Below are 11,125 nucleotides of genomic sequence, written 5' to 3'. Positions count from 1 at the left end.
GCCACCCCGCGCCCCGCCCCGCGGCCCCCGCGCCGGCCCGCCCCCCCCCCGCCCCGCCGCGAGGCCGAGGAACTGCTCGGCGCGGCCCGCGAGGAGGCCGAGGAGGAGCGCCGGCGGGCCCGCGAGCAGAGCGAGGAGCTGCTGGCCTCCGCGCGCAAGCGCGTCGAGGAGGCGCAGGCCGAGGCGATCCGGCTGGTCGAGGAGGCCGACCGGCGCGCCACCGAGATGGTGTCCGCCGCCGAGCAGCACGCGCAGCAGGTACGGGACTCCGTCTCCGGGCTGCACGAGCAGGCGCAGGAGGAGATCGTCGGGCTGCGTTCGGCCGCCGAGCACGCGGCGGACCGTACGAGGCGGGAGGCAGAGGAGGAGGCGGACCGGGTCCGCGCCGACGCCTACGCCGAGCGGGAGCGGGCCGGCGAGGACGCCTCCCGGCTCCGGCGCGAGGCGAACGAGGAGACGGAGGCCGCCAAGGGGCTGGCCGAGCGTACGGTCGCGGAGGCGATCGCGGAGGCCGAGCGGCTGCGCTCGGAAGCGTCCGACTACTCCCAGCGGGTGCGCACGGAGGCCTCCGACGCGCTGGCCGAGGCCGACCAGGCCGCGGCCCGGACCCGCGCGGACGCCCGCGAGGACGCGAACCGCATCCGTTCGGACGCGGCGACCCAGGCCGACACGCTCATCACCGAGGCCCGCAACGAGGCCGAGCGGCTGCAGACCGAGACGATCGCCGAGGCGGACCGGCTCCAGACCGAGACCGTCGCCGAGGCCGAGCGGGTGCGCGCGGAGGCCCTCGCGGGCGCCGAGCAGCTCATCGGGGAGGCGACGGGTGAGGCGGAGCGGCTGCGCGCCGAGGCCGCCGAGACCGTCGGCACCGCCCGCCAGCACGCCGAGCGGATGCGGATCGAGTCCGGCCAGCTCAGGGCGGACGCCGAGGCGGCGGCCGAGCGGCTCGTCAGCACCGCGCGCGAGGAGGCCGAGCGGACCCTGGACGAGGCCCGCAAGGACGCCAACAAGCGGCGCTCGGAGGCGGCCGAGCAGGTCGACACCCTCATCAACGAGACCACGGCCGAGGCCGACAAGCTGCTCACCGAGGCGCAGGCGCAGGCGCTGAAGGCCACCGCGGACGCCGAGTCGCAGGCCGACACCATGGTCGGCGCGGCCCGCAGCGAGGCCGAGCGGATCGTCGCCGAGTCGACCGTGGAGGGCAACTCCCTGGTGGAGAAGGCCCGCACGGACGCCGACGAGCTGCTGGTCGGTGCCCGCCGGGACGCCACCGCCATCAGGGAGCGCGCGGAGGAGCTGCGCGACCGCATCACCACCGAGATCGAGGAGCTGCACGAGCGGGCCCGCCGCGAGGCCGCCGAGACGATGAAGTCCACCGGCGACCGCTGCGACGCGCTCATCAAGGCCGCCGAGGAGCAGCTGGAGAAGGCCCAGGCCAAGGCCAAGGAGATCGTCTCGGACGCGAGCTCCGAGGCGGGCAAGGTCCGGATCGCGGCCGTCAAGAAGGCGGAGGGCCTGCTCAAGGAGGCCGAGCAGAAGAAGGCCAGCCTGGTCAAGGAGGCCGAGGAGCTGAAGGCGGAGGCGATCCGCGAGGCCCGGCGCACGGTCGACGAGGGCAAGCGCGAGCTGGAGATCCTGGTGCGCCGGCGCGAGGACATCAACGCCGAGATCTCCCGGGTCCAGGACGTCCTGGAGGCGCTGGAGTCCTTCGAGGCCCCGGCGTCCGGCAAGGACGGCGGGGTCAAGGCCGGCGCGACCGTGGGCGCCCCCCGTTCGGGTGGCAAGACGTCAGAAGGCTAGCGCATAGGGTACGTTCCGGTGTGTTCTGGGGAGCTTTGCCCTGGTCCTTGGCAAGCCGTCCGGCGGTCAGCCACCCAAAAGAGGTGTCATTCTCCAGATCAAACACGTATCCGCTCGATGACACACCGCTTCGGCCCCTAGGATTCCACCTATCACCTCACCGGTCTCATTCGACAGGAACCCCATGAGCGACACTTCCCCCTACGGCTTCGAGCTTGTGCGGCGTGGGTACGACCGCGCTCAGGTGGACGAACGCATCTCCAAGCTCGTCTCCGACCGTGACAGCGCTCTAGCACGCATCACCGCCCTGGAGAAGCGCATCGAGGAGCTGCATCTCGAGACGCAGAACGCCCAGGCTCAGGTCAGTGACGCCGAACCGTCGTACGCGGGTCTCGGCGCGCGCGTCGAGAAGATCCTGCGCCTGGCCGAGGAAGAGGCCAAGGAGCTTCGTGAGGAGGCCAGGCGCGCGGCCGAGCAGCACCGCGACCTCGCCGAGTCCGCGGCCCAGCAGGTCCGCAACGACGCCGAGTCCTACGCCGTCGAGCGCAAGGCCAAGGCCGAGGACGAGGGCGTCCGGATCGTCGAGAAGGCCAAGACCGAGGCCTCCCAGCTGCGCACCGAGGCGCAGAAGGACGCGCAGTCCAAGCGGGAGGAGGCGGACGCCCTCTTCGAGGAGACCCGCGCCAAGGCCGCGCAGGCCGCCGCCGACTTCGAGACCAACCTGGCCAAGCGCCGCGAGCAGTCCGAGCGCGACCTGGCCTCGCGTCAGCAGAAGGCCGAGAAGCGCCTGGCGGAGATCGAGCACCGCGCCGAGCAGCTGCGCCTGGAGGCCGAGAAGCTGCGCACCGACGCCGAGCGGCGCGCGCGCCAGACGGTGGAGACGGCCCAGCGCCAGGCCGAGGACATCGTGGCCGACGCCAACGCCAAGGCCGACCGCATCCGTTCGGAATCCGAGCGGGAGCTGGCGGCGCTCACCAACCGCCGCGACAGCATCAACGCCCAGCTGACCAACGTCCGCGAGATGCTGGCCACGCTGACCGGTGCCGCGGTCGCCGCGGCCGGCACGTCCGACGACGAGCCGGTCTCCCGGGGCGTTCCGGCTCAGCAGTCCCGGTAGTTCGGGCAGCCGTACGACGCCGTGAGGGGCGGCGGGACCCGGTCCCGCCGCCCCTCACGTGTGCGCGGGTCCGGCGACGAGGGGTGGCGGGAGCTGATGGAATCCGTGCGCCGGGCCGCGGCCCGGCTCGCGGCGCGCGGACGGGTGGAGATCACCCGGCACGGTGTTCCCGTCGATCCCGCCGAGGCCCGCGGCCCGGTCCGGATCCGCCGGCCGGCCTGAGGCGGGGCGCGGCCCGGGCCCCGGCCCTCCGCCCGAGTGGCGGGCCCCCGGCGGCGGTCCTAGCGTGGCCGCATGATCGAGCTGGCGGGGCTGACCAAGCGGTACGGCGAGAAGGTCGCGGTCGACCGGCTGACGTTCACCGTGCGGCCGGGCGTCGTCACCGGATTCCTCGGGCCGAACGGGGCCGGGAAGTCCACGACGATGCGGATGATCCTCGGGCTCGACCACCCCACCGCCGGCGACGTCCGGATCGACGGCATGCACTATGCCCAGCTCACGGACCCGCTGACGTACGTCGGCGCCCTGCTGGACGCCAAGGCCGTGCACGGCGGGCGGAGCGCCTACAACCATCTGCTGTGCCTCGCACAGAGCAACGGGATCCCGGATCGCCGGGTCGCCGAGGTTCTGGAGGCCGTGGGGCTGACGGCCGTGGCCGGGAAGAAGGCCAAGGGGTTCTCGTACGGCATGGGGCAGCGGCTGGGGATCGCGGGGGCGCTGCTCGGGGATCCGCGGATCCTGATGTTCGACGAACCGGTGAACGGGCTCGACCCGGAGGGCATCCACTGGATCCGGAACCTGATGAAGTCGCTCGCCGCCCAGGGCCGGACGGTGTTCGTTTCGAGTCATCTGATGAGCGAGATGGCGCTGACCGCCGATCATCTGGTCGTCATCGGGCAGGGCCGGCTGCTCGCGGACACCTCCATGGCCGAGTTCATCCGGCAGCACTCGCGCTCGTACGTCCGGATCCGCTCGCCGCAGCGGGAGAGGCTGCTCGACGTGCTGCACGAGGCGGGCATCACCGCCGTGGAGGCGGGCGGCGGGACGCTGGAGGTGGAGGGCGACAAGGCCGAGCGGATCGGGGAGCTGGCCGCGGGCCACGGGATCGTGCTGCACGAGCTGAGCCCGCAGCAGGCCTCGCTGGAGGAGGCGTTCATGCGGCTGACGGCTCAGACGGTGGAGTACCACGCGCACACCGGGCCCGCGCCGGCCCGGCAGGAGTGGGGCGCCGGCTGGAAGGGAGCGTGAGGCATGACGGCCGTTCAGGTCATCCGGTCCGAGTGGACCAAGATCCGGTCGGTGGCGTCCACGGTGTGGACACTGTCGGTGGCCGTGGTCGTCACCGTCGCCCTGGGGATGCTCATCTCCGCGCTGTCCCGGAGCGAGTTCGACTCGATGCCGCTGCGGGACCGGCTGACGTTCGACCCGACCTTCGTCAGCTTCGCGGGCATGAGCCTCGGCCAGCTCGCCATGATCGTGTTCGGGGTGCTGGTCGTCTCCAACGAGTACAGCACCGGCATGATCCGGGTCTCCCTGGCCGCCGTGCCGCGACGCGGCACCTTCCTGTTCAGCAAGATCGCGGTGGCCGGGGTGCTCGCCCTGGCCGTCGGGATGGCGACGAGCTTCGCCGCGTTCTTCCTCGGGCAGGCGATGCTGGGGCCGTACCGGGCGGCGATCGGCGACCCCGGTGTGCTGCGCGCGGTGCTCGGCGGCGGCCTGTACATGACGCTGATCGCGCTGTTCTCCATGGGCGTCGCCGCGATGCTGCGCTCGCCGATGCTGTCGCTCGGCATCCTGATGCCGTTCTTCTTCCTGATCTCCAACATCCTCGGCAACGTCGACGCCACCAAGAAGGTCGGCCGGTTCCTGCCGGACCAGGCGGGCAGCCGGATCATGCAGGTGGTGCCGAGCGCGGACGACACTCCGTACGGCCCCTGGGGCGGGCTCGGGATCATGGTGCTGTGGGTGATCGCCGCACTGGCGGGCGGGTACCTGCTGCTCCGGCGGAGGGACGCCCAGTAGGGCCGTCGGCCACCCAGCGTGAACCTTTGGCTTTACCGTCCTTTGGGCGGAACCGTCAGCGCCTCGATATCCTCCTAACCCTTACGGGGGCGTGTGCCCCGCTGTCCTGAACCTTTCGATGGGTGCGGAGCATGATCGAGGCTGTAGGCCTGACGAAGCGGTACGGCGACAAGACCGCCGTGTACAACCTTTCCTTCCAGGTGCGACCGGGCGCCGTGACCGGCTTCCTCGGACCGAACGGCTCGGGCAAGTCCACGACGATGCGGATGATCCTCGGGCTGGACAACCCCACGTCCGGTTCGGTGACCATCGGCGGCTACCCGTACCGCAGGCTGCCCAACGCCCCCCGCCAGGTCGGCGCCCTGCTCGACGCCAAGGCCGTGCACGGCGGGCGCAGCGCCCGCAACCATCTGCTGAGCCTCGCCCAGTTGTCGGGCATCCCGGCCCGGCGCGTGGACGAGGTGCTGGGCGTGGTCGGTCTTCAGGAGGTGGCGAAGAAGCGGTCCAAGGGCTTCTCGCTCGGCATGGGACAGCGCCTCGGCATCGCCGCCGCGCTGCTCGGCGACCCGCAGGTGCTGCTGTTCGACGAGCCCGTCAACGGCCTCGACCCCGAGGGCATCCTCTGGGTGCGCAACCTGATGAAGGCCCTGGCGGCCGAGGGCCGTACCGTCTTCGTCTCCTCCCACCTGATGAGCGAGATGGCGCTGACCGCCGACCACCTCATCGTCATCGGGCGCGGCCAGCTGCTCGCCGACATGAGCGTGAAGGACTTCATCTCCGCCAACTCCGCCGACTTCGCGCGCGTGCGCACCCCCGACGCCGAGCCGCAGCTGCGCGAGAAGCTGAGCGGCGCGCTCACCGAGGCGGGCGGCCATGTGCTGCCGGAGCAGGACGGCGCGCTGCGGGTGACCGGGCTGCCGCTGCCCCGCATCAGCGACCTCGCGCACGAGGCGGGCGTGCGGCTGTGGGAGCTGTCGCCGCACCAGGCCTCGCTGGAGGAGGCGTACATGCGGATGACCCAGGGCGCGGTGGACTACCGCTCGACCGTCGACCAGCGGACGGGCCTCCAGCAGCCGCTGCCGCCCGGCGCGCAGCCGCCCATGCCGGTGCCCGGCCAGGGCCAGCCCGGCTGGTACGCCCCGCCGCCGCCCCAGCAGGGCGGGCAGCCGTTCGCGATGCCGCAGCCGCCCGCGGGACCCTACGGCGGCGCACCGGCGGCTGGGTACGGCACGCCGGCGGCTCCGGGTGCACCGGCGGCTCCGGGTGCCGCGGGGGCGGCCGCCGCCAACCCCTACGCCCAGCAGTCCCCCGCCGCCGCCCAGCCGCAGCCGCAGGCGCCGGACGGGCCGGCGGCTCCGGTCGCGCCCCAGGCGCCGGCGGCCCCGCCCGCACCGCAGCAGGCGCCCGCCGCCCCGGCCCCGGCCGTCACCTCCGCCCCCGCAGACCTGACCAAGCCCGAGGACGCCCGATGAGCACCCACCAGCCCCCAATGCCGCAGGCGCCCGCATCCGTGCCCGGCGGCTCGTACCCCGGCTACACCTCGCCGATCCCGGTCGTGCGCACCCACCTCGGGCACGCGCTGGCCTCCGAGTGGACGAAGATCAAGTCGGTCCGGTCGACGATGTGGACGCTCGGCGTGTTCGTGCTCCTCGTCGTCGGCATCGGCCTGCTGACCGGCGCGGTGGTGAAGTCCCACGCGAACTCGACGTCCCTGGAGGGCCAGAACCCGCTCTCCTTCGGGTTCTTCGGCCTGCTCCTCGGCAGCATGTGCATCATGACGCTGGGGGTGCTCACCACGGCCTCGGAGTACGGCACGGGCATGATCCGTACGACGATGACCGCCTGCCCGAGCCGGGTCCGGGTGCTCACCGCCAAGTCGATCGTGTTCTTCCTCGTCGCCTTCGTGGTCACCCTGGCCGCGTCCGGCTTCGTGGCCATGATCCACGCGTCCATGCTGTCCGGCACCGGCGCGCACGCCCCCACCGGCGGGGAGTGGTTCAAGGACACCGTCGGTGTCAGCTTCTACATCGCGCTGCTCGGGCTGCTCTCGCTGCTGGTCGGCTCGATCATCCGGCACTCCGCGGGCGGCATCACGATCATGATCGGCGCGGTGCTCGCGCCCCTGGTCATCGCCCTGTTCATGGCCACGTCCACGCTGCACAAGGTGCAGGAGTTCCTGTTCGAGTACTCCATCCCGAGCCAGCTGGGCGTCTTCTACGACAACACCCTGAGCGGTTCGGGCCCCACCGGCTGGGAACCGCTGTGGATCATGCTGGGCCTGACGGCGGCCGCGTACGCCGGCGCCTTCGCGCTGCTGCAGAAGCGGGACGTGTAACCGCCAGGCGGCTTCAGAACTTCGGCGCGTTACGGGGCCGCTGCACCCGCGTGGTGCGGCGGTCCTTCGCGTTCCAGCACGCCTTGTGCCAGTGCCGGCGGTCGTCCACGCCCGCGTGCTCCGGCCAGGCCACCACGTGCGGGACCCCGGAGGGGATCGCCTGGTCGCAGCCCGGGCAGCGGTAGGTCTTGCCCTCGGCGCTCGCCCCGGCGACATGACGCACGCTCCACTCCTCGCCCCGCCAGCTCTCCGTGGACTGCCAGCCGCCGTACCGGCCGGTGCGGTCGTCCTCGGCGCTCGGACCGGACGAGCCGGCGGCCTTCGGTCGGTTGCGACGCGGGGACACGGGACACCTCTCGGGGCTATACAGGAAGCACGGTCTGGATCCAGCCTACGCGCCGCCGAGAGGGGTACCCGTACGGCGCCAACCGGTGCAAGTCCCCCTCCAGGGCGACTCATTCTGAAGACAATCCGCAAATTACTCCGCCAGGCCGTGTCCTGCGCACGTGTCAGACGGTTATGCCGGTGGGGGAGCTCCGGGTCGGAGCCAAGGAAGCAGGAAAACGAGATGTACGTAGGAAGCTTTGTGCTGGGCGCCCAGTTCCCGGGCCAGGGCCAGGGGGAGGCCCTGCACCGGGCGGTCCGCTCGGCGGAGGTCGCCGAGGAGGCCGGGCTGGACTCCGTGTGGCTCGCGGAGCACCACTTCGTGCCCTACGGCACGTGCCCGTCGGCGGTCACCCTGGCCGCCCTGCTGCTCGGCCGCACCCGCCGGATCCGGGTGGGCACGGCGGTCAGCGTACTGCCCACCGCCCATCCGGTCGCGCTCGGCGAGCAGGCCGCGCTGCTGCACCTGACGAGCGGCGGACGGTTCACGCTGGGGGTGGGCCGCGGCGGGCCCTGGGTGGATCTGGAGGTGTTCGGCACCGGACTCGGGGCGTACGAACGCGGGTTCCCCGAGTCGCTCGATCTGCTGCTGCGCTGGCTGCGCGAGCCGTCCGTGGCGGCCGACGGCGAGCGGTACTCCTTCCGCGAGGTGCCCGTCGTGCCCCGCCCGTCGGAGGCCCTGACGGACACCCCGGGGCCGGAGGTCGTCGTCGCGTGCACCTCCCCGGGGAGCGTGCGGCTGGCCGCCGAGCGCGGGCTGCCGATGCTGCTCGGCATGCACATCGGGGACGAGGAGAAGGCCGAGATGGTCGCCCTGTGGCGGCGCTCCGCCCGCGCGGCGGGCCGGGCCGCCGAGGAGATCGCGGCCGCCGGCCATGTCTCGGCCGGGGTCTGCCAGCTCGCCGACCGGCGCACGGACGCGGTGGAGACCCTGCTGAAGGCGATGCCCGGCTGGCTGAAGCAGGGCCTGGAGGCGCATGTGACGGTGGACGGCCGGGCGCGCTCGATGCGCGACCCGCACGCCTACACCGAACTGCTCTGCGGACTGCACCCGGTGGGCACCCCGCGACTCGCCGCCGACCGGCTCGCGGCCACCTCGGAACGCACGGGCATCTCCCGCTTCGCCCTGCTCGTCGAGGGCTCGGGCGACCTCGCGGCGACGGAGGAGAACCTGCGGCGCCTGGGCAGCGAGGTGCTGCCCCAGCTGCGCTGACCCGGCCGGCAACGCGCAAGCCTCCTCGGTGGCTTGCCGCCCCAGTTACTGAGTGCACCTCCCCCGGATGGAGCGGCAAGCATGCGGCTCACTGCCTCGACCGCGCCGCAGGCGCGCGTCAGCAGTCCCGGAGCTCCGGCGACTGGTTCAGCAGCTGACTGCGCACCGACGTGAAGCGGGCCAGCGTCTCGTCCACCGAGGCGTCCGGCGGGAACACCGCCACGCGGTGGCAGTTCTGGAAGGCCAGCCGCACGCCGAAGTGCCGCTGCAGCGCGCCGCGGATGGCATCACTCGCGAGCGCACGCAGCAGCTGACCGCGTGCCTGCTCGTCCGGCGGGGGCGTCTGGTTGTCGGCGAAGGGGCCGCCGTCGACCTTCAGCTGGGCCACCAGGGAGCTGATCATCTCCCATGCGTAGGGCAGGGAGGTCCGGACGCAGTCGACGAAAGCTGCATCGTCGACCTCGCCTCGCTCGGCCTGTTCGAGTAGGGCCGGTGAGACGTCGAGCGACATGGGTACTCCTCTCGCACCCCCGAACAGCAGGGGTTGCCGGACAGATAAAGGGAGTTCGCGATTTCGAACACGCTCAGTACATGGACCGCGACCTCCCGTTCCCTACGGTAGGCAACGGTAGGTGACCACACCAGCAGATTGCGTATATGGAACGGTCTCGTTAGGCCCACAATCGGCCAGGGATGAACAAGAGGTTGCAGGGACAATTGGGGCGATACCGGGGGAGCCCGATGGGCGGATCGCGAGCACCGGCGCGCGTCGAGTAGCGTTGCCGACCATGCGTCTCGTCATTGCCCGATGCTCGGTCGACTACGCCGGCCGGCTCACCGCCCACCTCCCCTCGGCGCCCCGCCTGATCCTGGTCAAGGCGGACGGCAGCGTCTCCATCCACGCCGACGACCGGGCCTACAAGCCCCTCAACTGGATGTCGCCGCCCTGCACGCTCAAGGAGGGCGCGGGCGAGGACGAGGGCGTGTGGACCGTCGTCAACAAGGCGGGCGAGAAACTGATCATCACGATGGAGGAGATCCTCCACGACTCCTCGCACGAACTCGGCGTGGACCCCGGCCTGATCAAGGACGGCGTGGAAGCGCACCTGCAGGAACTGCTCGCCGACCGCATCGAGACGCTCGGCGAGGGCTACACGCTCGTCCGGCGCGAGTACATGACCGCGATCGGCCCGGTGGACATCCTGTGCCGGGACTCGAACGGCGGGACGGTGGCGGTCGAGATCAAGCGCCGGGGCGAGATCGACGGCGTCGAGCAACTCACCCGGTACCTGGAGCTGTTGAACCGCGACCCGCACCTCGCACCGGTCCGCGGCGTCTTCGCCGCCCAGGAGATCAAGCCCCAGGCCCGCGTCCTCGCCACCGACCGGGGCATCGACTGCCAGATCCTCGACTACGACGCCCTCCGCGGCATCGAGGACGACAAGCTGCGGCTGTTCTGAGCGCCCCGGTCCCGGGCGTACGGCCCCGCGCTACAGCACCGCGCCCGGGCCGCTCGGCGACCCCGAGGCGGCGCTCCGCGACGCGCTCGCCGAGCCGCTGGACTTCACCGGCCCACTGGCCGTGGTCGTGGTGGCGGGAGGTGTGGTCGGGGGCGGCGGCGTGGTCGAGGAACCCGAGGGCGACGGTGTGCCACTCCCCGGACTCGACGAAGTCGACTTGGTCGGAGTGGGTGTCGTCGGCTTCGTCGTCCTCGACCTGGACGGCGTGGGGGTCGTGTGCCCGCCGCCCGTCCCGTGCGTACCGCCCGGGTCGGCCGAGGGGCTCGTCGTGGGCACCGGCGGCGTCGCGGCGCCCGTCGTGCCGTGGGTGACGGGGCTCGTCGGGCGGGCGGTGGCCGTGGCCTTGGCGCCGCCACCGCCGCCGCTCCCCTGCTTCGGGTCCGCGCCCAGGCTGCCGTCGTCCGTGCCCTGGCTGGCGGACGGATTGACGTCGACCTTGCCGGCGGGGTTCTTGTCGGCGTTCTCGTGGGACGTCATGCCGAGGGTGACGACCGTGCCGAGCACCGCCGCGAGCAGCGCGCCGGAGCCGGCCGCCACCAGGTTGCGGCGGGCCAGCCGCCGGATGCCGATGCCCCGCGCCGGGGGGACCAGGGGCCGGCGGGTGACCAGGGTGTCGTAGGGCGGGGGCAGCGCCGACTCCTCGTGCCGCGCGTCCGGCAGTTCCTCGCCCGCCATGGCCACCACCCAGGGCAGCCCGCCCGCGCGGACGGCGACCAGGGCGAGGGCCCGGCGGC

The 11,125-nt window shown here is 72.5% G+C and carries 10 protein-coding genes and 2 pseudogenes; 9 read left to right on the top strand and 3 right to left on the bottom strand.

The window, feature by feature from the left end; all coding sequences use genetic code 11:
* The 7 genes and pseudogenes from ACWEN3_RS31185 to ACWEN3_RS31155 all read left to right on the top strand — a co-directional run.
* Positions 1-1,800 (top strand): annotated as a pseudogene (locus ACWEN3_RS31185) (hypothetical protein); the annotation flags it as partial.
* 184 nt (positions 1,801-1,984) lie between these two features.
* Complete coding sequence (locus tag ACWEN3_RS31180; protein ID WP_452977439.1) at positions 1,985-2,917, top strand: cellulose-binding protein; 933 nt, start codon at positions 1,985-1,987, stop codon at positions 2,915-2,917.
* Positions 2,918-2,938: 21 nt separating this feature from the next.
* Positions 2,939-3,139, top strand: a complete 201-nt coding sequence (locus ACWEN3_RS31175) for a DUF3253 domain-containing protein (protein ID WP_452977437.1) — start codon at positions 2,939-2,941, stop codon at positions 3,137-3,139.
* A gap of 72 nt (positions 3,140-3,211) precedes the next feature.
* Complete coding sequence (locus tag ACWEN3_RS31170; RefSeq protein ID WP_452977435.1) at positions 3,212-4,165, top strand: ABC transporter ATP-binding protein; 954 nt, start codon at positions 3,212-3,214, stop codon at positions 4,163-4,165.
* Between the two features lie 3 nt (positions 4,166-4,168).
* Complete coding sequence (locus ACWEN3_RS31165; RefSeq protein WP_452977432.1) at positions 4,169-4,939, top strand: ABC transporter permease; 771 nt, start codon at positions 4,169-4,171, stop codon at positions 4,937-4,939.
* A gap of 131 nt (positions 4,940-5,070) precedes the next feature.
* Positions 5,071-6,411 (top strand): ABC transporter ATP-binding protein, encoded by a 1,341-nt coding sequence (locus ACWEN3_RS31160; RefSeq protein WP_452977429.1) that lies wholly within the window; start codon positions 5,071-5,073, stop codon positions 6,409-6,411.
* Entirely contained in the window at positions 6,408-7,274 is an 867-nt protein-coding gene (locus ACWEN3_RS31155; protein ID WP_452977427.1) for an ABC transporter permease, read from the top strand. Before ACWEN3_RS31160 ends, ACWEN3_RS31155 begins: the two co-directional genes overlap by 4 nt.
* A gap of 13 nt (positions 7,275-7,287) precedes the next feature.
* On the opposite strand, the gene ACWEN3_RS31150 is transcribed toward ACWEN3_RS31155, so the two are convergent.
* Positions 7,288-7,620 (bottom strand): ATP/GTP-binding protein, encoded by a 333-nt coding sequence (locus ACWEN3_RS31150; protein WP_452977425.1) that lies wholly within the window; start codon positions 7,618-7,620, stop codon positions 7,288-7,290.
* A 222-nt stretch (positions 7,621-7,842) separates the two neighbouring features.
* Between ACWEN3_RS31150 and ACWEN3_RS31145 the strand changes: the two genes are divergently transcribed.
* On the top strand, positions 7,843-8,871 hold the full coding sequence (locus ACWEN3_RS31145; RefSeq protein ID WP_452977422.1) for an LLM class flavin-dependent oxidoreductase: 1,029 nt from the start codon (positions 7,843-7,845) through the stop codon (positions 8,869-8,871).
* A gap of 118 nt (positions 8,872-8,989) precedes the next feature.
* Here the strand turns inward: ACWEN3_RS31145 and ACWEN3_RS31140 are convergent, their stop codons facing one another.
* A complete protein-coding gene (locus ACWEN3_RS31140; RefSeq protein WP_452977419.1) occupies positions 8,990-9,382 on the bottom strand; it encodes an SCO5389 family protein in 393 nt (130 codons plus the stop codon).
* Positions 9,383-9,659: 277 nt separating this feature from the next.
* On the opposite strand from ACWEN3_RS31140, the gene nucS reads away from it, so the two are divergent.
* A complete protein-coding gene (nucS, locus tag ACWEN3_RS31135) occupies positions 9,660-10,331 on the top strand; it encodes an endonuclease NucS (protein WP_452977417.1) in 672 nt (223 codons plus the stop codon).
* Between the two features lie 30 nt (positions 10,332-10,361).
* Here nucS and ACWEN3_RS31130 read toward each other — a convergent pair.
* A pseudogene (locus tag ACWEN3_RS31130) lies at positions 10,362-11,125 on the bottom strand (ATP-binding protein); the annotation flags it as partial.

This window comes from Streptomyces sp. NPDC004561 (assembly GCF_053602155.1).
Note: the sequence above shows the minus strand (reverse complement) of the source record. Positions and strands in the feature narration are given on the sequence as shown.